Below are 24,692 nucleotides of genomic sequence, written 5' to 3'. Positions count from 1 at the left end.
GTGCCCGGCCGGGAAGGGCTGCTGACGGCCCAAAGCTGCCGTAGCTAGGTTCGTGGCCAGTCTCGTCTTGGCTCACGGAGAGCGAGGGCTAGCGTGCTGCTGTCACCTCCGTCGATGTCGATAACGTGACGCGGTTGGAACGGAAGTTCGATGCCGCTCCAGAATTCGTCGTTCTCGCCAATGCTGCTCGGGTCATTATCGAGAAGTCCGAAAAAGCCATTGGGCCGCCGCTCTCGGACCAGCACCCACATTCGCTCAATAGCTACGGGTTCATCAGGATTATCGACGCTGATTTGGAAAATCAGCTTCACCAGATCACCCGGTTGCAAATTTTCCCGGTCCTTCAGTTCAGGTATCCAGAATGTGCTAGGCGCATTTGCATGATATGCCTCGCCATCTTCGAGGCACCATCCGTCGATCTGCAAATCTGGTTCCCGCATACAGTCTGCTTAGAGTGCAACGGGAACGGCAGCAATCCACCCAAAGCAGACCTTTCCGCCCGCTCAGCATGAGCGGGGTGGGGGCATGGCCTTGCCCGCCATCCTTGTTCTCCTGTCGCCGCCGTTTACGGCGCCGTTTCCAGTTCCGCCTGCCTGTCCGCCGCTGCAGGCGCAGGCGCAGCGCCCGCCGGTCCCGCATTGACGCGGCCGGTGCGTTCCAGCTTGCCCCAGCCGATGCCCTTGCCGGCAAAGGCGGCGCCCACCGCGCGGATCACCACGCTGTACATCAGCTGGCGGTAGATGAAGCGCTGGGCCAGCAGCAGGAAGGGACGGAACCGCTCCTTGCGCGGGTCGAGGCGGTAGGCGACCCAGCCGCAGGCAAGGTCCACCAGCGTGAAGCCCAGCCAGTAGGCGCCCATGCGCAGCACGTCGGTCTGGGTCTGGGCCCAGCCGTGCTGCGAGATGCGCAGCGCCGTGCCGCCGATCGAGATCAGCAGGGCAAGGTCGATGGCGGGCGAGATCACCGCAAAGACGATCTGGAACAGCCAGGCCTGCGGCATGCCGATGAAGGCGAGGCCCGAGGGGCGGCCCTTCCTCAGCGTGCCGCGGTGCTTCCACAGGCACTGGAGGGTGCCGAACGACCAGCGGAAGCGCTGCTTCGACAGCGCGTGGAAGCTCTCCGGCGCCTCGGTCCAGGCCACCGCGTCCTCGTCGTAGGCGACCTTCCAGCCCTTGCGCTGGATGGCGATGGTGAGGTCCTGATCCTCGGCCAGGGTGTCTTCGGGATAGCCGCCGACATCGTCCAGCGCTTCGCGGCGCCAGGCCCCGACCGCGCCGGGCACCACCATGATCGCGTCGAGCTTGGTCAGCGCGCGGCGTTCGAGGTTCTGCGCGGTCACATATTCCACGCCCTGCCAGCGGGTGACGAGGTTGACGCGGTTGCCGACCTTGGCATTGCCCGCCACCGCGCCGATGGCGGGATCGGCGAACCAGCGCACGAGGCGGGAGATCGTCTCCACCTCGAACTGGGTATCGGCGTCGAGCGCGACGACGATCTCGCCGCGGGCCTGCAGGAGCGCGCGGTTGAGCGCGGCGGCCTTGCCCCCGTTGACCAGCGTCAGCAGCTCGACGCGCGGATTGCTGGCAAAGGCGCCGGACACGATGGCGCTGGTGCGGTCCTTCGAACCGTCGTCGGCCACGATCACCTGCAAGTGGCGATAGTCGCTCTCCAGCACCCGGCGCACCGAGGCCTCGATCACGCGCTCCTCGTTGTAGGCGGGGATGATGACGGTGACGAGCGGCTGGCAGGTGTCCTCGGGTGCCTCGACCGGCCGCGGGCGGCGCAGCATGGCGGCGAGCGAGGCGAGGCCCACCGAGCGCAGCACGCCGAGCGAGATGGCAAAGAAGAAGGTCCAGTTGAGCCCGGCGAGGATCGCCGCCAGCACCGCGAACAGGGCGATGTCGGCGCGCACGGCGGCGAGGTTGACGCCGTCCACCTTGGGCATGACCTGGTCGTGGGTCAGCCCCGCCAGCTTCGAGGTCGGCACGAAAGTATAGCCGTCGGCGCGCAGGCGCTGGATGATGACCGGCAGCGCCTCCACCGTTTGCGAACGGTCGCCGCCGCCGTCGTGCAGCAGGATCACGTTCTCGCTGCGGTCGGGGCTGGCCGATTCCACCTGTGCGATGGTGCTGTCGATGATGTGCTGGACGCCGGGGCGCTGCCAGTCGTCGGGATCGACGTGGAGGCCGACCACGGTGTAGCCGTGCTCCTGCGCGACAACGGCGGGGACCAGTTCGTCGGCGGTGGTCGGCTCGGCGTCGCCGAAGTAGGGCGCGCGGAACAGGCGGATCGAATGGCCGGTGGTGGCCTCGATCAGGCGCTGGGTGGCGTTCAGTTCCAGCCCGATCCCGGTCGCGGCTTCCTCGGCCATGTTGGGGTGGGTGTAGCTGTGGTTGCCGATCTCGTCGCCGTCGTCGGCGATGCGCTTGACGAGGTCGCGGTTGGTCAGCGCGTTCTCGCCGACCATGAAGAAGGTGCCGGGGACGTGGTACTGTTCGAGGATCGCGAGGATCCTGGGCGTCCAGGTCGGGTCCGGGCCGTCGTCGAAGGTCAGCGAGACCTGCTTGGGAAGCGCGCCGGTGCGCTTGACCACGTAAGGTGTGGGCAGGACCTGATAGGTTTCCGAGGTCACCATGCCGCTGGCCTTGTCGAAGGCGACGGCGCGGCTGCCGTCTTGCGGGGTGGCGGTGACGCGCAGGATCTCGCCCTGGCCCTCGACGTCGACGTTGGCGGCCTGCACCAGCGGCTTGAGGTTGGGCAGTTGGCCGCCGTTATGCCAGGCCTTGACCGCGCTCCAGAAGCCGGGGTCTTCCGAACCGAGGCGCCACAGGGCGATATCGCCGACGCCGAGGCGCGAGAGGATCTTCATCTGGTTCCAGGTGGCGGCCGCGTCCAGCATCCACACGTCGTGGCGGCTGCCGTCGACATAGGAGAAGCCGGTGTTGCCGCTCATCGGATCGTATTGCGGGGTCGTGCCGCTGTCATGCGCGGAGAGCCAGGCCTCCTCGACGGTGAGGGCATCGGCCTTGCCGTCGTGCCAGTCGTAGGCGTATTCGCCCAGCGCCACGATCGCCTTGCCGCGCGGCAGGCCCGCCAGCGCGTGCTGGAGCTTCTGCACGAACCACGGGTTCGAGGCGATCGGGCCGGGGGTGCCGCCCTGCCAGTGCTCGTCATAGGCCATCAGCACCAGCCGGTCGGCGGCCTGCGCGAAGGCGCGGGTCGACCAGTCGGGGTTGTCCATCGGCATGGTGACCGAGACGAGGCGGTGGGTGGGCGTGAGCTGCGCGCGCAGTTCGGAAAGGAACAGGCGCAGGCTCGGCAGGCTGGCGGCGGGCATCGTCTCGAAGTCGACCATGACGCCGGCGGCCTTGGTCTTGTCGAGATAGGCGAGGGTCTGCGCTTCCAGCGCATGGCGGCGCGCGGGATTGGCGAGCAGGGCGGCGGTCTGCGGGCCCTGCCAGTCGCCGTCGAGGGTGTTCTGCAGCACCGGCATCACCAGCGGGCGGTGCAGGGCGGTGGCGACGATGCGCTCGAAGCGGGCATCGGTTTCCACCTTCAGCGCGCCGCTGGCATCGACGGAAAGATTGGCCGGGGCGACCCAGTCCAGCCGGTCGATATGGCGCTGGAGCGAGGTGGCGCTATCGTCGTTCCACGGGGTGTAGAAGCCGACGGTGATCGGCTTGGCGTTCGGGGTAGGGGCAGGCGCGGCGGCGCGGCCGAACAGGAACTTGCGGGCGCTGCGGGTCAGGTGGCCGATCTGCGCGCGGAAGGGCAGCGGCTGGGCATGCTCGTAGGCGATCGGCAGCGGCGGCGGCGCGGGCACGGTGGCCACGGTGGTCGCGAAGACGGCGGATGCGGCCAGCGCCAGCACCAGCATGAAAAACCCGAACCTGCGGACACGGACGCGGCGGTTTCCGGTGGGGTCGAAGAAGATCGGTGCAGACACGGCCAGTCTCGCAAGTTTCCCTCGAAAGGGGCCGGGCGGCTGGGGGAAGCCGCCCGGTTTCAGGTTTTATGGAGGTGCGATCCGGGAACCAGGGGCAATGACGAGGGTGCGACTGTCAGACTGAGGTTCCCGGATCGCAGGGTCCTTTTGCCCGAGCGGGGATGGAGCGGCGGTGGAGGCGAGGTTACAAAAGATTCATGTGTTCTGAAAAATCCGCCGAGGGCGGATTTTGCGGCACCGGCCCGCTCCCCCACCCGACCTCCCAGATTCTACCCCGTAGGGGAGGTCGGGTGGGGGAGCGGGCCGGTGCCGCAAAGGGACCCCGCTGTGCGTATCCAAGGGTGCAATTCCCCCTCGGCCCCGCTATCGCTGCCGCATTACCCCCTCGGGCCTTCAGCGCCCGGGGGTTCTTGCGCCCCGCCGCCGGACTCCAGAAACGGTTCCCGGTCGGTCTGGACGAAACCACGGAGAGATACCCAGTGACCACGCGTTTGACGTTCCGGGCGGGGCTGGCCGGCCTGCTGCTGGCGACGACCGCTTTTGCCCCTTCCGCCGTTTATGCGGCCGAGCCCCAGAAGAGTGCGCCCGCCATGCAGAACAGCCTGACATTCGAACGCGTTTTCGCCAGCCCCTCGCTCGACGGTCCGGCCCCGCGCGAGGTGAAGATCTCGCCCGACGGCCGCTGGCTGACCTTGCTGCGCAACCGCAGCGACGACCGCGAGCGCTACGACCTGTGGGGCTACGAGCGCGAGACCGGCGAATGGCGGATGCTGGTCGATTCGCTCAAGCTCGGCTCGGGCCGCGAGCTGTCCGAGGCGGAGAAGATGCAGCGTGAGCGCAAGCGCGTCGGCAGCCTTAAAGGGATTGTCAGCTACAGCTGGAGCAAGGACGGCAAGGCGATCCTGGTGCCCCTCGACGGCGATCTCTGGCTCGCCACCCTCGACGGTTCGGTGCGCCGCCTGACCGATTCGCCCGAAGACGAGCTCAACGCCGCGCTCAGCCCCAAGGGCCGCTACCTCTCGTTCGTGCGCGACCAGCGGCTCTATGTCGGCCCGCTGTCGGGCGAGGCGCCCAAGGCGGTGACGCCTGAGGAATCCGCGAAAACCGTCCATTGGGGCGAGGCGGAATTCGTCGCCCAGGAAGAAATGGACCGCTTCGCGGGCTACTGGTGGAGCCCGGAGGAAAGCCGCATCGCGGTGGAGCGCTTCGACGAGGCGCCGGTCGGCGTCGTCACCCGCGCCGCCATCGGCGCGGAAGGCACCAAGGTCTTCGAGCAGCGCTATCCCGCCGCCGGCACCCCCAACGCGCTGGTCTCGCTGCACCTGATGAACCCCGATGGTTCGGGGCTGGTGAAGGTCGACCTCGGCAGCGATCCCGACATCTACCTTGCTCGCGTGGACTGGGCGCCCGACGGCCGCACGCTCTATGTGCAGCGCGAGGACCGCGCGCAGAGCAAGATCGACATGCTCGCGGTCGATCCCGCCACCGGCAGGAGCCGGGTGCTGTTCACCGAGAACGCGCCCAAGGGAAGCTGGGTAAACCTTTCCAGCAATTACCGTTTCCTCAAGGACGGCAGCCTCGTCTGGTGGTCCGAGCGGGACGGTTTCGGCCACCTTTACCGGTTCAGGGACGGCAAGTTCAGCCAGCTGACTTCGGGTCGCTGGGTCGTCACCGGCCTGGTCGGCGTGGATGAGGCGAAAGGGTGCATCTACTTCACCGGCACCAGGGACAGCGTGCTGGCCCCGCAGCTCTACGCGCTCGATCTCGCCAGGCCCGGTACGCCGGAGCGCCTGACCGACCCCGGCTTCGTCAATGCCGCCGTCGCCAGCGCGGATGCGACCCTGTTCTACGTCACCCGCTCTTCCTCCACGCAGCCCGCGCAGAGCTATGTCGCTGACGGCAGCGGCAAGCGCCTCGCCTGGGTGGAAGAGAACCGCGTCGAGGGCGCGCACCCTTACGCGCCCTATCTGGCCGCGCACCGCGAAACCACGTTCGGCACGATCAAGGCCGATGACGGCTCCGACCTGCACTGGCTGATGATCACGCCGAAGATGGAGCCGGGCAAGCACTACCCGGTGTTCTTCGAACACTACGGCGGCCCCCACGCGCAGACGGTCTCGAAAGGCTGGCTGGGGGCGCTGCCGCAGGCGATCGTGGCGAAGGGCTACATCTACTTCCGCCTCGACAACCGCGGCAGCGCCAATCGCGGCGTCGCTTTCGAAAGCCAGATCCGCAATGCCATGGGCACGGTGGAAGTGGCCGACCAGCGCGCGGGCGCGAAGTACCTGAGGTCGCTGCCTTTTGTCGATCCGGCCAAGATCGCGACCTATGGCTGGTCCTATGGCGGCTACATGACGCTGAAGATGCTGGAGAGCGATCCCGGCCTCTACGCGGCGGGGATCTCGGGCGCGCCGGTGACCAAGTGGGAACTCTACGACACCAGCTATACCGAGCGTTACCTCGGCGATCCGCGCCAGCAGCCGGAGGTCTACCGCGCGGCGGATGCCATCGAGAACGCGCCGAAGATCGCCGATCCGCTGCTGCTGATGCACGGCATGGCCGATGACAACGTGGTGTTCGAGAACAGCACTGCCCTGATCGCGAAGATGCAGGCCTCGTCCACCCAGTTCGAGATGATGCTCTATCCGGGCCAGACCCATTCGGCGGTGCGCGGCAGCACCGCGCGGCACGTCTGGGAGACGATCTTTGCCTTCCTCGGCCGCCACGGCGTGAAGCCGGAGTAAACCCATGAAGTCCGCACGCCTCCTGGGCGATGCGTGCGGACTTCATGCTCGTGTCCGATCGCAGCGCTACATTGCGGACACCTAAGGGTTATTGCGCGGAACCACGCTTCTGATAGGGGATTCGCGACCCCGGACGGGACCGGGGCAAAGGCTGCAAGGACGCAGGCACGGGGCAATGGTGGAAGAAGACATCGGTCTGGCGGCGGAGGCGCGCACCTATCGCGCCTTCCTGAGCTACAGCCATGCCGACGAGCATTTTGCCCGCAAGCTGCACCGCTGGCTCGAATCCTACCGCATTCCGGCAAGACTGGTCGGCACGGAGACCGCGCTGGGCACGGTGCCGCCGCGCCTCACCCCGATCTTCCGCGACCGCGCCGAGCTGCCCGCCGCCACCAGCCTCGACCGCGAGGTGCGCCTGGCGCTCTCGCAGTCCGAGGCGCTGCTGGTGCTGTGTTCGCCTGCTGCCCGGGCCTCGCGCTGGGTCGGCGCCGAGATCGCGCTGTTCCGCAGCCTCCACCCGAACCGCCCGATCATCGCCGCGCTGGTGGAAGGCGAGCCCGAGCACAGTTTTCCCGATGCCCTGCTCGAAGCCGATGCCGAGGGCGTGGTGCACGAACCCATCGCCGCCGACTTCCGCGGCGATGCCGACGGGCCCAGGCTCGCGCGGCTGAAAATCGTCGCGGGCTTGTCGGGTGTCGCACTAGACCAGATAATTCAACGCGATGCGCAAAGGCAATTGCGCCGCGTGATCGCCATCACGCTCCTGACCGTGCTGCTTACGCTATCGATGGCGCTGATGCTGGTCTTTGCGCTGCGCGCGCAGATGGAAGCCCAGCGCCAGCGCCAGCAGGCAGAAGGACTGATCGAATTCATGCTGACGGACCTGCGGCAGAAACTGGAAGGCGTGGGCCGCCTCGACGTGCTGCAGACGGTCAACCAGCGCGCGCTGGGCTATTATGCCGACCAGCCCGATCTCAAGGACCTGCCGGCGGCCTCGCTCGACCGGCGCGCGCGCATTCTCCACGCCATGGGCGAGGACGATCACAAGCGCGGCGACGTGGCGGGGGCGCTGGCCAAGTTCAACGAGGCCCACCGCGTCACCGGGGCGCTGCTCGATGCCGACCCCGAGGATCCGGAGCGGGTCTTTGCCCATGCCCAGAGCGAGTACTGGCTCGGCTACGTCGACTTCATCCGCTATCGCTACGCGGCGGCGCTGCCGCGTTTCGAGGCCTATCGCGATCTGGCCCGGCGCCTCGTGCAGCTGCGCCCCGGCAACCGCGAATACTGGCGCGAGCTGGGCTATGCCCAGGGCAACATCTGTTCGCTGGCCGTCGCCCATGGCGCCGACGTTGCGCACGACGCCGGGCACGACGTTGCGCATCAGGGCCCGCAGGCCGGGCTCGGCGAATGCCGCCGCGCGCTCGAGACGATGCAGAAGGTCGACAGCATGAAGCCCGGCGATGCCGGCGTGCGCGAGGACATCGCCAACCGCCACGGCTGGCTGGCCGATGCCCTGCGCGCCGAGGGCCGCGACCGCGAGGCGCTGGAGCAGCGCGGCGCGCAGGCGGCAATCGTGCAGGAACTGCTGCGCGAGGATCCGAAGAACGTCAGCTACCTGGTGGACTGGATGCTGGTGCGGTACTCGACCTCGGAACTGCTGCGCGCGCTGGGCGAGGGCACGCGCGCCGAGGCGATGCGGCGGGAGGCTCTTTCCGACGTCGATCGGCTGATCGCGTCCGACCCGGAAAACAATGACTGGCGCGTCTGGCGGCGCAAGTTCGGCGGTCGGCCGAACTGAATTCCACGAAGGGGAAACTCATGTCGACTCTGGATTACACCCAATACGGCCTCGCACCCTGGCTCGTCACCGAGGACAAGACCGAGGACTGGAACGCGACCGCGCCGATCGTCTTCAACGTGGTGCTGGGCACCAACGGCCAGTCGGTGGTGCTGGAATACCAGCTGCCGGACTATCCGGATCAGGACTATATCTCGGTGACCTGCAACTCGACCATCCAGATCAACCTGGTCAGCGACCAGCTGTTCTTCTCGAAGGAATTCGAGGGCATCACCACCAAGGAGCCGCTCTCCTCGTTCTACGGCGGTGTCGAGTACTGCAACTACGACAAGGAGTTCGGCCGCTACAAGACGGTGCTGTTCAAGGCGCGCTTCAACAAGGGCGGCAAGCTGGGCACCTGCCACCGCTTCAACGTCAACGTCGACCTGCTGCAATATACCTCGGCGGGCGAGCCGACCTGGATCGGCCTTGCCATCGATCCCGATATCAAGAACCCGCCCCCGCAGGACTGAAACGGCGATCCGGGGCCGCTGTCCCGGATCCCGCCGACCCCTCTGGTACGCAGATAGAACGAGTAGAACCCGTGACCCTTCCTCTTCTTGCCCGCATCCGGCAGATTGCGCGCTCCGGCGACGTGCTGCGGGCGTGGCGGCTGTTCGAAGGGGCCGGGCTGCTCGAATCGCGCGATGCCGGTGCGCTCAGTCTCAAGGGACGATTGCTCAAGGATCGCGGCCTCGGGGCCGCGGGGCCCGAGCGCGGCGAATTGCTGGAGCAGGCCCAGGAGGCCTACCTGCAGGCGGCCGGCGGCCGCCGCGCGACTTATCCGCTGATCAATGCGGCCACCATCGCCCTGCTCAACGGCAAGCCGGCACAAGCGCAGGGCCTCGCCAGGCAGGTGCTCGAAGTGCTGGACAGCGGCGAGCATGAGCCGGAAACCCGATACTGGCTGGGCGCGACGGCGGCGGAAGCGCGGCTGCTGCTGGGCGATGCCCGCGGCGCCCGGATCGCGCTCGAACAGGCGGTCAAGGCCGCGCCCGACGCCTGGGAGGACCAGGCCGCCACCTTGCGGCAGTTCCAGCAGGTCCTCGAATGGACCGGCGCCCCGTTCGGCCTGTTCGACCATCTGCGCCCGCCCGCCAGCCTCTATTTCAGTGGCATCATCGGCCTGCCGACGGACATCGCCCGGTTGCGCAAGGAGATCTCCACCCTGCTCGACCGGGTGCGTCCGGGCGCGGTGTTCGGCGCGCTGGCGGCGGGGTCCGACATCGTCATTGCCGAACTGGCACTGGCGGCAGGGGCGCAGCTCCATGCGGTGCTGCCGACCTCGGTCGAGGCGTTTCGCGCGGTCTCGGTCGAACAGTTCGGCGGCGACTGGCCGGAGCGGTTCGACCGGCTGATCGAGGCGGCCGAATCGGTGGAAGTGTTGTCCGGGCCGGGGCGGCTCTCGGCCGCGGCGATCCATCTCGGGGCGCAAGTGGCGATGGGGCTGGCGATCCGCCGCGCCCGCGTGCTGGCGACCAGCGCGGTGGCCTATCACGTCGGCCGGGCGTTCAACGAGCAGTCGGCGGCCGAAGTCGAATGGCGGCGGCAGGGGCGGCAGTTCCACGAACTGGTGCTCGACCAGATCCCGCCGACCCGGGGCGAGGAACTCGATCCCGGCGTCAACCGCGCGGTGCTGGCCCTGCTGGGGCCGGTGCCGGACTATTGCGACCTGACTTTCGTGACCCGCACGGCGGTGCACGAGGGCTTTTCGCTGTTGCAGTTCGACGATCCGGTCGCGGCGATGGACCAGGGCGCGGCCATCCTGCGGCTGGCGCCGGACAGCCGGTTGGGGCTGGACTATGCGCCCTTCGCGCCCGGTCAGGACCTGGTCGAGATCGGCAGCGCCGCCATCATGCTGGCCCGTGCCACCGCCGAGGGCAGCATCTGCGCGCACTGGCCGCAGATCGCGGTGCTGGAACTGCTGGCGCCGCGCTACCGCTTCGAGACGGCGGGCGAGATCGTGACCGTGCGCGGCGATTTCCCGATCGGGCTGTTCTGCCTCGATTCGCAGGGCTGAGGCGAATTTTGCCGGAGAGGCTCTCTCCGCCGCTCAGCTGATCATCTCGCGCAGCATGCGGGGAGCCAGGATCACCAGTTCGCGCTCGTCGCGGCTGATGACGCCGCGGCGGATCAGCGCGGCTATCGCGCGCGAGGCGGTTTCGCGCGTGGTATTGGCGCAGAGCGCCAGCATCGTGACCTTGGGGGGCGGGGCGATGCGGTCGGCCTCGCCGGCCAGCGCCAGCAGTTCGGCATAGACCCGCCCCGCCGCGGTATAAGTGGTGCGGGCCATCATCCGGTCGAGCGCGCGGTCGAGCTGGCGTGCGAGCAGGCGGGCCATGCCCGCGCCGATCTGCGCGTCGACGGCGACCAGTGCGGCGATCCGGCGGGCTTCGGCGCGCAGCAGCACGGTCTCCAGTAGCGTGGCGATCTCGGCGCGGTGGACCGTCGGGCTGGGGTAGGCGCCGAAGAATTCGCCGGGGCCATATTGGGCCAGCTGCTGGCGCTGGCCCTCGACGCCGTAAGCCTCGATGCGCACGCCGCCCTCGATCACCAGCCAGCAGTCGTGCGATTCCTCGCCCTGACGCGCGAGGACTTCCCGCGCCGCCAGCCGCTGCACCGCCAGGACCTTGCCCAGCGCTTCCGCGGGAGCGCGGTCGCACCGGAAGATGGTCGCGATGATTTCGATCTTCTCGTCGGAATCCAAAAAATGACGCCCCATGACCGCGCGCCGATGCACTGTCGATGCCTCGAAACGCAAGGAGGCGCTTAACCGATTTTTACCGTGCTGCGGAAGAGCCAAGGCGATCTAAGCGGCTGTTTCGCAATGTTCAGCCCGGCCGGATCGGTCCTGCGATGGCGGGGCGGGGGCGGGGCGGGCGCTGCCAGCGGCGCCGGACTGGCGCCGGAAATGGCGCCGCTGGCGGCTCCCCGATTCTCTTGCCTGCGTGATCTTGGTCACGCGGGAACGCTTTCGGGAGGAGTAGCAAGGCCTCGCGACCCGAAGGCGGCTCTGAAAGGAGCAGCCACATCACTAAGCCCGGAAACCTCGTGTTTCCGGGCTTCTTTTCGCGCCGCGCCGGACGGCTACCCGCCCCGCGCCTTCCTCAGAGCAGGTCCTTGAGCGGTGTTCCCGCATCGGCCAGCACCTCGGCGGCGGGCGACGCGCCGGCTTCCACCAGCTTGCGGCCCTGCACGTAGTCCTTGACCATGTTCACGCAGTCGAGCGCGACGACCTTGCCTTGTTTGAGGTAGACCACCGAGAACGCGCGGGCGGCCACGTCGCCGCGCACCACCGTCTGGTCGAAGCCCAGGTTGATGCCCGCCGTCTGCAGCCGCAGGTCGTACTGGTTCGACCAGAACCACGGGAAGGCCTTGTAGGGCTTCGCGTCCTCGCCGGTCCCGGCGCCGCAGATCGCCTTGGCGACGCAGGTCGCCATGTCGTTGGCGTTCTGCACCGATTCGACCCGCATCACGGTGCCGCCGGCAAAGTCGCAGGCAAAGGCCGCGCAGTCGCCGATCGCGTAGATGTCCGGCAGCGAGGTGCGGCAGTATTCGTCCACATCGACGCCGTTCGCGCCCGCCGCGCCCGCCAGGATCAGCGGCGCCACCGCCGGAACGATGCCGATGCCCACGATCACCGCCTCGGCGGGCACGACTTCGCCGCCCGCGAGGCGCACGCCGGTGACGCGGTGATGGTCGCCCTCGAGCGCTTCCACGGCCACCCCGGTGCGCAGATCGACACCGTGGGCGCGGTGTTCGGCCTGGTAGAAGGCGGAAAGTTCCTCGCCCGCCACGCGCGCCAGCACGCGCGGCAGCGCTTCGAGCAGCGTCACCTTGAGCCCGAGCTTCGAGAGCACCGCCGCCGCTTCCAGGCCGATGTAGCCGCCGCCGATGACGACCACGTTTTTCGTGCCCGCGTCGACTTCCGCCATGAGCGTGTCGCAATCCTCGCGGGTACGCACCGCGTGGATGCCCGCGAGGTCGGCGCCCGCGCAGGAGAGCCGGCGCGGATCGCCGCCGGTCGCCCAGACCAGCGTGCCGTAGCCGAACGTCTCGCCGTTCGAGAGCGTGAGCGCGTGCGCGGCGGGATCGACCGCGGTGACTTCGGTGCCGAGCTTGAAGGCGATCTCCTTTTCGGCCCAGAACGTCGGCGGGCGGATGTAGAGGCGGTCGAAGGTCTTCTCCCGCGCGAAATATTCCTTGGAGAGCGGCGGGCGCTCGTAAGGATATTCCGGCTCGCGGCCGATCACCGTGACGGTTCCGGTAAAACCGTTCTGGCGCAGGGCAATGGCGCACTGCGCACCGCCGTGGCCGGCTCCCACGATAACGACGTCCGACTGGCTCATGAGGGGTTCCGTTCGGGCAACTTCATCTCTCCGTCAATTTCTGGAATGGAACAATCTTGCTTGGAGAGCGTGTCTCATGGCATTCGGCGAAAAGGGCAAGAGCGAATGCGGCTTCCACCCATTGATGATGCAGTTTCATGACAGCAATCACCCGCAGGTATCTATCCGTGCCGGGATCAAGCTGTTAGTCCCCTGATTCTCGAAACCACATAGGGTCGGCCGGTCCACTTTCCGCGCATCGCGCATTCCTGGCTGCGGGCTCTCAACGAAAACATCACCGGGGACAGGCGATCTGGCCGGCGAGCCTTGTGCGAAAGCGCAGGGCCGCCCGGCGTTTGGAGTATTCGATGCTGGGAATTGTCAAGACCGCGCTGCATCGCCCGCTGACGTTCATCGTCATGGCCATTCTTATCGCGCTGGGCGGCCTGATCGCCGCCTTCCGCACCCCGGTCGACATCTTCCCGGATATCAAGATCCCGGTCATCGCCGTCGCCTGGACCTATTCCGGCCTGTCCCCGCAGGACATGTCCGACCGCATGGTGACGCCTTACGAGCGCATCCTGACCACCACGGTCAACGACATCGAACATATCGAAAGCCAGTCCTTCCAGGGCATGGGCGTGGTGAAGATCTACTTCCAGCCCGGCGTCGACATCCGCACCGCCACCGCGCAGGTCACCTCGGTGTCGCAGACGGTGCTCAGGCAGATGCCGCCGGGCGTCAACCCGCCGCTGATCCTCAACTATTCCGCCTCCACCGTGCCGATCCTCCAGCTGGCCCTGTCCGGCAAGGGGCTGTCGGAACAGCAGCTGTTCGACATCGGCCAGAACCAGGTCCGCACCGGCCTCGTCACCATTCCCGGCCTTGCCATGCCCTATCCCTCGGGCGGCAAGCAGCGCCAGGTGCAGGTCGACCTCAACCCCGACGCCCTGCAGGCCCGCGGCCTTTCCGCGCAGGACGTCGGCACCGCCATCGCCGCGCAGAACCAGATCAACCCGGCCGGTTTCGTCAAGATCGGCCCGGCGCAGTACACCGTGCGCCTGAACAACACCCCCGGCTCGATCGAGGCGCTGAACGACCTGCCGGTGAAGGTGGTCAACGGCGCGACGATCTACATGCGCGACGTTGCCTTCGTGCGCGACGGCAGCGCCCAGCAGCAGAACGTGGTGCACGTGCAGGGCAGCCGCTCGGTGCTGCTGACCGTGCTCAAGAACGGCGCCACCTCTACCCTTGCGGTGGTGGACGGCGTGAAGAACGCGCTGCCCCGGATCACCTCGACCCTGCCGGACAGCCTCAAGGTGCTGCCGGTGGGCGACCAGTCGCTGTTCGTGAAGGCCGCCGTTTCGGGCGTGATCCACGAAGGCGCGATGGCCGCCGCGCTCACCTCGATGATGATCCTGCTGTTCCTCGGCTCCTGGCGCTCCACCGTCATCATCGCCGTCTCGATCCCGCTCGCGGTGCTGGCCGCCGTGGCCGCGCTCGCCGTGTTCGGGCAGACGATGAACGTGATGACGCTGGGCGGCCTCGCCCTCGCGGTCGGCATCCTGGTCGACGACGCGACGGTGACGATCGAGAACATCAACTGGCATCTGGAGCAGGGCAAGGGCGTGATGGAGGCGATCCTCGACGGCGCCGCCCAGATCGTGACCCCGGCCTTCGTCTCGCTGCTGTGCATCTGCATCGTCTTTGTGCCGATGTTTTTCCTGCCGGGCGTCGCGGGCTATCTGTTCGTGCCGATGGCGCTTTCGGTGGTCTTCGCGATGATCGCCTCGTTCATCCTGTCGCGCACCCTGGTGCCGACCATGGCGATGTACCTGCTGAAGCCCCACACCCCGCACGGCGAGAACCATCACAACGCCGGCACCCCGGAATCGCGCAATCCCTTCGTGCGCTTCCAGCGCGGGTTCGAGACGCAGTTCGAGAAGATCCGCAGCGGCTACCTCGGCATGCTGGCCCGCGCGCTGCGCTCGAAGCAGCCGTTCATGCTGGGCTTCCTGGCGGTGGTCGTGCTCTCGTTCGGCCTGCTGCCGCTGCTTGGCAGCAACTTCTTCCCGGCGGTGGACTCGGGCCAGATCGCCATGCACGTCCGCGTCCCGGTGGGTACCCGCATCGACGAATCCGCCCGCAATTTCGAGCAGATCACCGCCGAGGTCCGCAAGATCATCCCGGCCGCCGAAGTGAAGTCGATCACCGACAACATCGGCCTGCCGGTCAGCTCGATCAACACCGTCTACAACAACTCGGGCACCATCGGCCCGCAGGACGGCGACATGCTGATCACGCTTGAGGAAGGCCATGAGCCGACCGAAGGCTACGTGAACCAGCTGCGCCGCGAACTGCCGCGCCGCTTCCCCGGCACCCAGTTCGCGTTCCTGCCCGCCGACATCACCAGCCAGATCCTGAACTTCGGTTCGCCGTCGCCGATCGACGTGCAGATCTCCGGCAAGAACGCCGCCGCCTCGCGCGAGTTCGCGCACAAGCTGATGGTCAAGCTGGCCCGCATTCCCGGCCTTGCGGACCTGCGCATCCAGCAGCCGCAGAACTCGCCGCAGATCGACGTCGACGTCGACCGCTCGCGCGTGGGCCAGTACGGCCTTACCGAGCGCGACGTGACCACCAGCCTCGGCAACTCGCTGGCGGGCACTTCGCAGACCGCGCCGGTGTTCTTCGTGAACCCCGACAACGGCGTGCAGTACCCGGTGGTCGCGCAGGCGCCCGACTATGCCATCGATTCGATGAGCAAGCTGGCCAACCTGCCGGTTTCCGGCGCAGCAGCAGGCCGTCCGCAGCCGCTCGGCGCACTGGCCACGCTCACCCGGTCGAGCACCGCGCCGATCGTCTCGCACTACAACATCGCCCCGGTGCTCGACATCTACGGCACCCCGCAGGGCCGCGATCTCGGCGCCGTGGCGGGGGACGTGCAGAAGGCGATCGACTCGCTCAAGGCCGAAGTGCCCAAGGGCGCCAGCGTCACCATCCGCGGCCAGTACCAGACGATGAACACCGCCTTCTCCGGCCTTGGCTGGGGCCTGCTGGGCGCGGTCGTGCTGATCTACCTGCTGATCGTGGTGAACTTCCAGTCGTGGCTGGACCCGTTCATCATCATCACCGCGCTGCCCGCCGCCCTTGCCGGCATCGTCTGGATGCTGTTCGCGACGGGGACCACGCTTTCGGTCCCGGCCTTGACCGGTGCGATCATGTGCATGGGCGTGGCGACCGCCAACTCGATCCTGGTCGTCAGCTTCGCCCGCGAAAAGCTGGCCGAGCTGGGCGATCCGGTGAAGGCGGCGATGGAAGCCGGTCTCGTCCGCTTCCGCCCGGTGCTGATGACCGCGCTCGCCATGATCATCGGCATGGGCCCGATGGCGCTCGGCCTCGGCGAAGGCGGCGAGCAGAACGCGCCGCTCGGCCGCGCCGTGATCGGCGGCCTTGTCTGCGCCACCATCGCCACGCTGTTCTTCGTTCCCACCGTCTTCGCTTTCTTCCATAGCCGTCGCAAGCACCATGAAGCGCCCTCCGAAGCTCATCCCGAAGCAGAGGCCGCCCATGCTTGATCCCCAGATGCACCAGACTCCCGAGGCCCCCATGGACAACGACACTCCCACCGGTCCCAGCAGCCGCACCCTGAAGCGGGTGGGCATCGGCGCGGCCATCGTCGCCCTGGCCGTGGTCGCCGTGGGCACCGCCAGCCGCATGCACGCGACGAGCGAACTGAAGACCGCGGCCGAGGATTCGGCGCTGCCCACCGTGGCGCTGGCCGTGCCCAAGACGGCTGCGGGCGAGGGCGGCCTGACCCTGCCCGGCACCGCGCAGGCCTGGAACAGCGCGGCGATCAACGCGCGTACCAACGGCTATGTCAGCAAGTGGCTGGCCGACATCGGCGACCATGTGCGGGCGGGCCAGCCGCTCGCCATTCTCGACGCGCCGGAAATCGAGCAGCAGCTGGCGCAGGCCAAGGCGGACTACCAGACCGCGCTCGCCAACCAGCGCCTTGCCGCCACCACCGCCAGGCGCTGGAGCGCGATGCTCGCCAAGGACGCGGTCTCGCAGCAGGAAGTGGACGAGAAGGCGGGCGACCTTGCCGCCAAGACCGCGCTCGCCAATGCGGCGCTGGCCCAGGTGCGCGAGCTTCAGGCCCAGCACGGCTTCACCCAGCTTTCCGCGCCCTTCGCGGGCGTCGTCACCAGCCGCTCGGCGCAGATCGGCGCGTTGGTCACGGCCGGCAATGCCGCCGCGCAGCCGCTGTTCACCGTGTCCGACGTGCACAAGATGCGCGTCTATGTCCGCGTGCCGCAGATCTATTCGGCGCTGGTCAACCCCGGCGTCACCGTTGCGCTCAGCCTGCCGGAATATCCGGGCCGCTCGTTCCCGGGAACGGTGACCCGCAGCGCCGGCGCGGTCGATGCGCAGTCGGGCGCGGTGCTCGTCGAAGTGCAGGCGGACAACAACGACGGCGCGCTGAAGCCGGGCGCCTTCGTGCAGGCCCACTTCGACGTCGACGCCACGCTCAAGGGCGTGACCCTGCCGGGCAGCGCCGTGCTCTACACCGACAAGGGCCCGAGCGTCGCCGTGCTGGGCGCAGGCAACACGGTCACCGTCCGCCCGATCACCATCGCGCGCGATCAGGGCAAGTCGGTGATCGTCTCGGTGGGCGTCAACCTGGGCGACCGCGTGGTGGATTCGCCGCCGGACTCGATCCGCACCGGCGACCGCGTGCAGGTGCAGAGCGCCGCCGATGCCGCCCCGGCAAAGGGCGCCACGCATGGTTAAGCGGGTCGCCCTCACTGCGCTTGCGGCAGCGCTGCTGGGCGGCTGTTCGATGGCCCCCAGGTACACGCCGCCAGCCGCCAGCCTCCCCGCCGCGCCCGAGCAGTTCGCCGAGATGCAGGGCTGGGCCCCCGCCGCCCCGCAGGACGCGGCCCTGCGCGGCGCGTGGTGGACGATGTTCGGCGATCCCGTGCTGGACGACCTCGAAACCAGGGCCGAGGCCGCCAGCCCGACCCTGGCCGCCGCGCTCGCCCGCTACGATCAGGCGCGCGGCGCCGCCGGGGTGGCGACCTCCGAACTCTTCCCCGAGATCGGCGTCAACGGCTCCGCCGCCCGCTCGCGCGTGTCGGCCGGGCGCCCGCTGTCCTCGGGCTCCTCGGCGACCTACGACAACTATATCGTCGGCGGCAGCCTGTCCTACGAACTCGACCTCTGGGGCCGGGTGCGCAACAGCGTGAAGGCGGGCAGGGCCGAGGCCGATGCCTCCGCCGGCGATCTCGCCTCGGCGCGCCTCAGCCTGCAGGCCGCCGTTGCCGACGCCTACTTGCGCCTGCGCGGCCTCGACGCCCAGGCCCAGCTGCTCGACCGTTCGGTGGATGCCTTCCAGCGCGCCTACCAGCTGACCGAGACGCGCCACGAAGGCGGCATCTCCTCCGGCATCGACGTCAACCGCGCCCGCACCGTCCTTGCCAATGCCCGCGCCCAAGTGGCCTCCATCGCCAACCAGCGCGCGCAGACCGAGCACGAACTGGCCGCGCTGACCGGCGCCATCGCCTCGGACTTCCACGTCGCCCCGGCGGCGCCCGCCTTCGATGTGCCCAGCCTTGCAGTGGACACCCCCTCGACGCTGCTCCAGCGCCGACCCGACATCGCCGCCGCCGAACGCCGCGTCTATGCCGCCAACGCCCGCATCGGCGTGGCCCGCGCGGCCTGGTTCCCGACCATCGGCCTCGGCGGATCGGGCGGATGGCAGACCACCCACGGCAACCTCCTGAGCGCGCCCAATTCGATGTGGTCGCTCGGCCCCCTCTCGGCGCTGCTCACGGTGTTCGACGGCGGCGCCCGCCGCTCGCAAGTGAAGATCTCGCGCGGCGAATACGACGAGGCCGCCGCCGACTACCGCACCACCGTGCTCGGCGCCTTCCGCGAAGTGGAAGATTCGATCGCGGCCATGCGCCAGCTCGAAACGCAGGGCAAAGCGCAGCAGGAAGCTGCCGCCGCCGCCCAGCGCACCAGCGAGATCGCCATGTCCCGCTACCGCGACGGCGCCTCGGACTACCTCGACGTGGTGACCGCCCAGACCGACGCCCTCGACGCCCAGCGCTCCGCCATCGCCGTGGAGACCGAACGCATGCGCGCGGCGGTGGACTATGTGAAGGCGATTGGCGGGCCTTCGGAGGCCAAGGGGTAAGAAGGGATAGAGCAGGGGAGCATAGCCCCCCTGCACCCCCATTACCGTCTGCGTCGCGCGCGCAGATTCGGTGTGCGCCCCTTGCGGCGCAGCCAATAAGTCTCCCGACGCCGCCATGGGCGCGCAAGGCTGTCGGTCCGCGTGACCTAGACGGTATTGGGGGTGCAGGGGGTATTAACCCCCTGCTTTATCTCTTGTTCTTCAAAACCCTAAACCATCGTCTCCGGCCGCACCACGCGGTCGAAGGTCGCCTCGTCCACCAGCCCCAGATCGAGCGCGGCTTCCTTCAAAGTCAGCCCGTCCGTGTGCGCGTGCTTGGCGATTTTTGCGGCGTTGTCGTAGCCGATCTCGGGTGCAAGGGCCGTCACCAGCATCAGCGAGCGTTCCAGCAATTCGGTGATCCGGCGGTGGTTGGGTTCGATGCCTGCCACGCAGCGGTCGGCAAAGCTGGTCATGCCGGTGGCGAGCAGGGCGATCGAGCGGATCACGGCGGCGCCGATCATCGGCTTGAACACGTTGAGTTCGAAGGCGCCCTGCATGCCGCCGACGGTCACCGCCTGGTGGTTGCCGATCACTTGTGCGGCCACCATCGTCAGCATCTCGCACTGGGTGGGGTTGACCTTGCCGGGCATGATCGAGCTGCCCGGTTCGTTGGCGGGCAGGTCCAGTTCGCCAAGCCCGGAGCGCGGGCCGGAGCCGAGCAGGCGGATGTCGTTGGCGATCTTGGTGAGGGCGACGGCGAGGGTGGAGAGGGTGCCGGAAAGCTGCACCAGCGCGTCGTTGCTGGCGAGCGCCTCGAAGGTGTTGGGCGCGGGCACGAAGGCGAGGCCGGTCTGGACGGCAAGGTCCGCCGCCACGTCCGCCGCGAAGCCTTCGGGGGCGTTGAGGCCGGTGCCGACGGCGGTGCCGCCCTGCGCCAGCCGCAGGACGCCCTGTTCGGCATGGAGCAGCCGCTCGCGGGCATCGCGAAGCTGCTGGACGTAGCCGGAAAATTCCTGCCCCAGCGTCAGCGGGGTGGCGTCCTGCAGGTGGGTGCGGCCGATCTTGACGATGTCGCGCCAGGCCTCGGATTTGGCTTCGAGCGCGCGGGCAAGGTGGTCGAGCGCGGGGAGCAGGGCCTTGTGCAGTTCCACGGCGGCGGCGACGTGGAGCGCGGTCGGGAAGCTGTCGTTGGAGGACTGGCCGCGATTGACGTGGTCGTTGGGGTGGACCGGGCTCTTGCCGCCGCGCTGGCCGGAGAGCAGTTCGTTGGCGCGTCCGGCGATCACCTCGTTGACGTTCATGTTGCTCTGGGTGCCGGAGCCGGTCTGCCAGATCACCAGCGGGAACTGGTCGTCGAGCGTGCCCGAGACCACTTCGGCGGCGGCGGCCTCGATCGCGCGGGCAAGGCTTTCGTCGAGCCCGTGCCGTGCGTTGACCCGCGCGGCGGCCAGCTTCACGCGGGCAAGGGCATGGACGATGGCCACGGGCATGCGCTCGGTGGGGCCGAAGGGGAAGTTGTGCAGGCTGCGCTCGGTCTGGGCGCCCCAGTAGGCGGCGGCGGGGACGTCGATCTCGCCGATCGAGTCGGTTTCGCGGCGGAATTCCATGGCACGGGCTCCTCTGTCACCGCGCCCGCGCTGGCTTGCGGGAAAGGGCGCGAGGCTAGGTCGTAAACGCATAAACGGCACCATCGAGGCGCCCAAATGGCGAACAGCTCGGGCCGAAGGTGCCGCCGGGCGGGCTGGTTGCCCGTCCAAGGCAGCTTCGGTTCGAGATGGAAGCCATTTGGGCGCCCCTTCGGGGTTTGCCCAAAATGGCCCAGCGCTGCGTCGGGAAGTCTTGAAATATCGACATATTCCAGCGCCTTCCCTCCTGCCGCTGAGCCATTTTGCCGCAAACCTCGATGGTGCCGTTTATGCGTTTACGACCTAACCTAAGTATCGGGGCGGGCGGGTGCAATGTCCGCGATGGCAAGGCAGGTTGCGGAGCGCTCACGCGGTCAGGAGCAGCAGCGCGCGCAGGGCGGGGTCGAGCAGCAGGTGGACCAGTCCGTGCCCGGCGAGGGCCGAAAGGAAGCCGTGGCGCCAGTAGAGCAGGCCCCAGACGCAGCCGACCAGCCAGAAGCGCAAGGCGCCGTAGAGCGGGTAATGGGACACCGCCGTCCAGGCATTGAGCAGCTGCACTGCCGCGATGATCAGCAGCAGCGCCCAGGGCGGCAGCGGCCTGCGGGTGAACGGCGCGCTGGCGGCGGCGGCGAGCACGGCCAGCGCGGTGGTCAGGAGCAGGCGGTACTGCACTTCCTCCAGCATCGATCCGGCGGCGGAAAACAGCATGCGCGGCAGCAGCGGCGCGGTGAACAGCGCGGCATACCCCTCGGGCAGCGCGCGGCGGAACAGCACGCCGTCGAGCAGGAGCACGAAGGCGCTCACCCCCAGCACCGCGCCGAGCGTTGCCGCGAGCGCGGCCTTGCGCTCGCGCGCAAGGAGGTGCAGCCCGGTGCGCGCGAGGATCAGGCGGAGCGCGGATCGCAAGGGGAAGGGGCTCAGGGTTTGGTCCCGCTCCAGATCGCCCAGCCGACCAGCCAGGCCGCCACCACGCAGGCGAAGAACCGCCAGGCAGGCGCGCGGACGAGGCCCCGGGTTCCGGCGGGAAGGTCGCGCTTGCCGGTCACCATCGGGGCGATCAGGTTGTCGCGCTTGACGAAGCGGTAGAACAGCACCGCGCCGACATGGAGCACGATAAGCGCGAGAATGAGGTTGAAGCCCAGCTCATGCAGCTGTGTCGCGCGGTCGGCGGTGGTGAACGAGACGAGATGGATGAGCGGGCCGGTCACCCCGTCATCCTCGTCGCCCGCAAGGAGGCCGAAGGTGACCTGCAGGCCCAGCAGGCCGAGCAGGGCGATCACGCTCCACCCGCCGGCGGCATTGTGGCCGGCCGTGGGGGCCGCGCCGGTCCGGCCGCGCAGATGGTCCAGCACCGCGCGCGGGCCGCGCACGAAGGCGGCGAAGCGCGCGGTCGATCCGCCCACGAAGCCCCAGAGCACGCGGATTACCAGCAGCTGCAGCATGACCGTGCCGATCTGCATGTGCCACGTCATGTGGCCGTTCTCGGCGGTCCACCACAGGGCCGGGATCAGCACCACGAAAGCCCAGTGGATGAAGCGGACGGGAAGATCCCAGAGCGGGGTGGGGACCCCGCCCGGGTTGCTCACTTGTCCTTCTTTCGGAACTGCTCGTGGCAGCCCTTGCAGGCACCGCCGATGTCGCCCATCGCCTTGGTGGTGGCGACCAGGTCCTTGGCGTCGGCGGCGGTCTTCAGGGCGTCGGCGGCGCTGGCGAGCTTGTCGGCGGCGGCCTTGAATTCGCCGGGCTTCTGCCAGACGGCGGGCAGGGCCTCGGTCTTGGGGGCCGCGTCGGGGCCGGTGCCTTCGGGGAACAGGCCGAGGATCTTGCCGGCGTCGTCCTTGATCGAGGCGGCGGCGACCGAGGCGGTGGCGAAGTCCGGCGGGGTGCTTTCGAGCGCGGCCTTGGCGACCTTGTTCGACTTGCCGATGTCCTTGAAGTTCGCCTTGCGCTGCTTGACGATGGCCGAGGCGTCCACGGCGGCATCGGAGGCCCCGGCGGACCCGTCGGGCGCGGTCTGCGGGCCCTTGCAGGCGGAAACGGCAAGGAGCGCGCCGATCGCGGCGGCAAGCACGAGTTTCGAGGGGGCGAGTTCAGAGGCCGTAAGGTTACGGGGCCCAGGGATACGGGTCATGGCGCGGCAACTCCTGTCAGGCGGGACACTTATGCATCCCTTGAAGCCTTGATAACGTGGATTGTTGCGCCGCGAAGAGGGGATTTTGGAATCCCCGGCGAAATTCGGGTTTGTTTGGAAATTCGCGAAAGAGCGAATTTCGCGGCACCGGCCCACTCCCCCACCCGACCACCCACTAGGGTACAATCGTTGGGTGGTCGGGTGGGGGAGTGGGCCGGTGCCGCCTCAAAAATGCCCTTTCGGGCATTTTTCAAACGGGCTTTACCCCGCGAAGACAGTCCCGTCCATCAGCTTGCGCGCGGTGCGAAGGAGGGCGGCGCTGGTGACGGCGCCGCCCTCGTCCACTTCGAGGACACAGGACATCTCGCCGGTCGGATGTTCGACCGACAGCGTCTTGCGGCGACCCTCGGGGCATATGGCGAGTTCGGCGGCGGGCGAGCCTTCGATCAGGCAGGCCGTCGCCACCGAGACCGCACCCAGCACGCCGATGGTGGCGTGGGCGCGGTGGGGAATGAAACTGCGCACGGTCACCGCGCCGCCATGCCGGGGCGGGGCGACCAGCATCATCTTGGGGACCGACTTGTCCTTGACGTCGCCGAGGTTCATCCGCTCGCCCACGGCAAGGCGGATGGCCTCGATCCTGGCCTTCAGCTCGGTATTGGCATCGAGGCTCTCGCGGTCCTCGTAGCCGGTGATGCCCAGGTCCTCGGCCTTCATCACGACGCAGGGCATGCCGTTGTCGATGAGCGTCACGCGCACGCCGTTCACTTCGTCCGCCGCATTGCCGGTGGGCAGCAGCGCGCCGCACGACGAGCCGGCGGTGTCGCGGAATTCCAGCGGCACCGGCGCATGGCTGCCGGGCACGCCGTCGATCTTGGCATCGCCCTTGTAGGTCACCCTATGACCGTCCGGGCCGCCCGGCGTCTGCACCGTGGCGACGGCGACCTGCCCGGTATTCTCCATGAAGATGGCGACATCGGTTTCCTCGCCCCTGGCTTCGATCAGCCCGCGCTCGATGGCAAAGGGGCCGACGCCGGCGAGGATGTTGCCGCAGTTCTGCTGGTCGCTGACGAGCGCCTGGTCGACAAAGACCTGCAGGAACAGGTAATCGACGTCGATGCCTTCGCGCGAGGATTTGGAAACGACCGCGACCTTGCTGGTCAGCGGATCGGCGCCGCCCATGCCGTCGATCTGGCGCGGATCGGGCGAGCCCATCACCGCAAGCAGGAAGGCATCGCGCTGCGCGGGATCGGCGGGGAGGTCGGACTTGAGGAAGTAGCCGCCCTTCGAAGTGCCGCCGCGCATCCACATGCAGGGGAGACCCTCGGTTTCGCGTGCTTCACTCATGGCGCTCTCCCGGCAATATCGACTCGACGTGAGCGTACTTGCCTTTCCGGGGCCGGGCGAGGGAAGGCGGATGCGGCAATTCGCGATTGGTTCTGGCTAAACATGGCGCGCGGGCAGGGGCCGGGGAGCGAGGCTCAACCTGTCTCGTTTGCCGGAGGGGAGTTCCTGCGCGAACGCCGAAGCTTGAATGGCCAGTTTCCAAGATTTTAATCGGGAACCGGTCGTTCCGGACACGCCGACCTTGCAGACGTGGCTGTTCGTGAGCACGAGGGCTGAAACGACCCGCATCAGACTTTCATGTTCGGTTGGCTTTTCGGCCAAGGATCATCGCAGCGAAAAGGTATCCGCCCACAAAGACACCTAATGTCGCAAGAATACGCCACGAGATTCCGTGGCGATAAATTTCAAGAGCCAGAACAAACATGGCTCCGGTGAGAACGAAGCCGAACTTCACAATCTTCGATTTCTTGATGCTCATTCGATTTAGCCCCACAGCAGAGAAATGAGGGATACTAGCAATACCCTCTATCCGCTTCCCCCAACATAGCTGCCT

General features: G+C 68.0%; 17 protein-coding genes. 7 read left to right on the top strand and 10 right to left on the bottom strand.

Annotated features, from left to right (window positions below; translation table 11 throughout):
* Window positions 1-44: 44 nt before the first annotated feature.
* Together DM450_RS12215 and DM450_RS12210 are read right to left on the bottom strand one after the other, a co-directional pair.
* The gene (locus tag DM450_RS12215; RefSeq protein WP_185928600.1) at window positions 45-425 is read right to left on the bottom strand and encodes a DUF2314 domain-containing protein; all 381 of its coding nucleotides are present in this window, start codon (window positions 423-425) and stop codon (window positions 45-47) included.
* A gap of 140 nt (window positions 426-565) precedes the next feature.
* Window positions 566-3,946, bottom strand: coding sequence for a glycosyltransferase (locus DM450_RS12210; protein WP_142635155.1), 3,381 nt, complete (start codon window positions 3,944-3,946; stop codon window positions 566-568).
* A gap of 479 nt (window positions 3,947-4,425) precedes the next feature.
* Between DM450_RS12210 and DM450_RS12205 the strand changes: the two genes are divergently transcribed.
* From DM450_RS12205 to DM450_RS12190, 4 genes are all read left to right on the top strand, one after another.
* Entirely contained in the window at window positions 4,426-6,690 is a 2,265-nt protein-coding gene (locus DM450_RS12205; RefSeq protein ID WP_260609841.1) for a S9 family peptidase, read from the top strand.
* Window positions 6,691-6,865: 175 nt separating this feature from the next.
* Window positions 6,866-8,488, top strand: a complete 1,623-nt coding sequence (locus tag DM450_RS12200) for a toll/interleukin-1 receptor domain-containing protein (protein WP_142635153.1) — start codon at window positions 6,866-6,868, stop codon at window positions 8,486-8,488.
* A gap of 20 nt (window positions 8,489-8,508) precedes the next feature.
* The gene (locus DM450_RS12195) at window positions 8,509-9,000 is read left to right on the top strand and encodes a nucleotide synthetase (protein ID WP_142635151.1); all 492 of its coding nucleotides are present in this window, start codon (window positions 8,509-8,511) and stop codon (window positions 8,998-9,000) included.
* A gap of 71 nt (window positions 9,001-9,071) precedes the next feature.
* Complete coding sequence (locus DM450_RS12190) at window positions 9,072-10,547, top strand: tetratricopeptide repeat-containing protein (RefSeq protein ID WP_142635149.1); 1,476 nt, start codon at window positions 9,072-9,074, stop codon at window positions 10,545-10,547.
* Between the two features lie 33 nt (window positions 10,548-10,580).
* Here DM450_RS12190 and DM450_RS12185 read toward each other — a convergent pair whose 3' ends face one another.
* Both DM450_RS12185 and DM450_RS12180 read right to left on the bottom strand, forming a co-directional pair.
* Window positions 10,581-11,249, bottom strand: coding sequence for a Crp/Fnr family transcriptional regulator (locus tag DM450_RS12185; RefSeq protein ID WP_260609840.1), 669 nt, complete (start codon window positions 11,247-11,249; stop codon window positions 10,581-10,583).
* A 385-nt stretch (window positions 11,250-11,634) separates the two neighbouring features.
* Window positions 11,635-12,876, bottom strand: coding sequence for an NAD(P)/FAD-dependent oxidoreductase (locus DM450_RS12180; protein WP_142635147.1), 1,242 nt, complete (start codon window positions 12,874-12,876; stop codon window positions 11,635-11,637).
* Window positions 12,877-13,223: 347 nt separating this feature from the next.
* Here DM450_RS12180 and DM450_RS12175 point away from each other — a divergent pair, with 347 nt between their 5' ends.
* The 3 genes from DM450_RS12175 to DM450_RS12165 are packed head-to-tail and all read left to right on the top strand — an operon-like array spanning window position 13,224 to window position 19,054.
* The gene (locus DM450_RS12175) at window positions 13,224-16,430 is read left to right on the top strand and encodes an efflux RND transporter permease subunit (protein ID WP_142635145.1); all 3,207 of its coding nucleotides are present in this window, start codon (window positions 13,224-13,226) and stop codon (window positions 16,428-16,430) included.
* Window positions 16,423-17,646 carry an efflux RND transporter periplasmic adaptor subunit gene (locus DM450_RS12170; RefSeq protein ID WP_142635143.1) on the top strand — a complete coding sequence of 408 codons (1,224 nt, stop codon included), beginning with the start codon at window positions 16,423-16,425 and terminating at the stop codon, window positions 17,644-17,646. The genes DM450_RS12175 and DM450_RS12170 overlap by 8 nt, the downstream gene beginning before the upstream one ends.
* Complete coding sequence (locus tag DM450_RS12165) at window positions 17,639-19,054, top strand: efflux transporter outer membrane subunit (RefSeq protein WP_142635141.1); 1,416 nt, start codon at window positions 17,639-17,641, stop codon at window positions 19,052-19,054. The genes DM450_RS12170 and DM450_RS12165 overlap by 8 nt, the downstream gene beginning before the upstream one ends.
* A gap of 209 nt (window positions 19,055-19,263) precedes the next feature.
* On the opposite strand, the gene fumC is transcribed toward DM450_RS12165, so the two are convergent.
* The 6 genes from fumC to DM450_RS12135 form a co-directional block, all read right to left on the bottom strand.
* The gene (gene fumC, locus DM450_RS12160) at window positions 19,264-20,643 is read right to left on the bottom strand and encodes a class II fumarate hydratase (protein ID WP_142635139.1); all 1,380 of its coding nucleotides are present in this window, start codon (window positions 20,641-20,643) and stop codon (window positions 19,264-19,266) included.
* 384 nt (window positions 20,644-21,027) lie between these two features.
* The gene (locus DM450_RS12155) at window positions 21,028-21,567 is read right to left on the bottom strand and encodes a CPBP family glutamic-type intramembrane protease (RefSeq protein WP_142635137.1); all 540 of its coding nucleotides are present in this window, start codon (window positions 21,565-21,567) and stop codon (window positions 21,028-21,030) included.
* An 11-nt stretch (window positions 21,568-21,578) separates the two neighbouring features.
* Window positions 21,579-22,247, bottom strand: a complete 669-nt coding sequence (locus tag DM450_RS12150; RefSeq protein ID WP_185928599.1) for a cytochrome b/b6 domain-containing protein — start codon at window positions 22,245-22,247, stop codon at window positions 21,579-21,581.
* Window positions 22,244-22,792 carry a c-type cytochrome gene (locus DM450_RS12145; protein WP_142635134.1) on the bottom strand — a complete coding sequence of 183 codons (549 nt, stop codon included), beginning with the start codon at window positions 22,790-22,792 and terminating at the stop codon, window positions 22,244-22,246. Before DM450_RS12145 ends, DM450_RS12150 begins: the two co-directional genes overlap by 4 nt.
* A 261-nt stretch (window positions 22,793-23,053) precedes the next feature.
* Window positions 23,054-24,139 carry a 4-oxalomesaconate tautomerase gene (locus tag DM450_RS12140; protein WP_185928598.1) on the bottom strand — a complete coding sequence of 362 codons (1,086 nt, stop codon included), beginning with the start codon at window positions 24,137-24,139 and terminating at the stop codon, window positions 23,054-23,056.
* A 295-nt stretch (window positions 24,140-24,434) separates the two neighbouring features.
* Complete coding sequence (locus tag DM450_RS12135; protein WP_142635132.1) at window positions 24,435-24,617, bottom strand: hypothetical protein; 183 nt, start codon at window positions 24,615-24,617, stop codon at window positions 24,435-24,437.
* Window positions 24,618-24,692 lie beyond the last annotated feature (75 nt).

The organism is Sphingomonas sp. IC081, assembly GCF_006874585.1.
Lineage (GTDB): Bacteria > Pseudomonadota > Alphaproteobacteria > Sphingomonadales > Sphingomonadaceae > Novosphingobium.
The sequence above is the reverse complement of the archived record's forward strand: the minus strand, read 5'-3'. Positions and strand labels throughout refer to the sequence as shown.

Coding starts and splice junctions, on each gene's coding strand:
- DM450_RS12165 (WP_142635141.1), top strand. CDS start 17,639: ATGGTTAAGCGGGTCGCCCTCACTGCGCTTGCGGCAGCGCTGCTGGGC.
- fumC (WP_142635139.1), bottom strand. CDS start 20,643: ATGGAATTCCGCCGCGAAACCGACTCGATCGGCGAGATCGACGTCCCC.
- DM450_RS12175 (WP_142635145.1), top strand. CDS start 13,224: ATGCTGGGAATTGTCAAGACCGCGCTGCATCGCCCGCTGACGTTCATC.
- DM450_RS12145 (WP_142635134.1), bottom strand. CDS start 22,792: ATGACCCGTATCCCTGGGCCCCGTAACCTTACGGCCTCTGAACTCGCC.
- DM450_RS12185 (WP_260609840.1), bottom strand. CDS start 11,249: ATGGGGCGTCATTTTTTGGATTCCGACGAGAAGATCGAAATCATCGCG.
- DM450_RS12170 (WP_142635143.1), top strand. CDS start 16,423: ATGCTTGATCCCCAGATGCACCAGACTCCCGAGGCCCCCATGGACAAC.
- DM450_RS12180 (WP_142635147.1), bottom strand. CDS start 12,876: ATGAGCCAGTCGGACGTCGTTATCGTGGGAGCCGGCCACGGCGGTGCG.
- DM450_RS12135 (WP_142635132.1), bottom strand. CDS start 24,617: ATGAGCATCAAGAAATCGAAGATTGTGAAGTTCGGCTTCGTTCTCACC.
- DM450_RS12195 (WP_142635151.1), top strand. CDS start 8,509: ATGTCGACTCTGGATTACACCCAATACGGCCTCGCACCCTGGCTCGTC.
- DM450_RS12140 (WP_185928598.1), bottom strand. CDS start 24,139: ATGAGTGAAGCACGCGAAACCGAGGGTCTCCCCTGCATGTGGATGCGC.
- DM450_RS12200 (WP_142635153.1), top strand. CDS start 6,866: ATGGTGGAAGAAGACATCGGTCTGGCGGCGGAGGCGCGCACCTATCGC.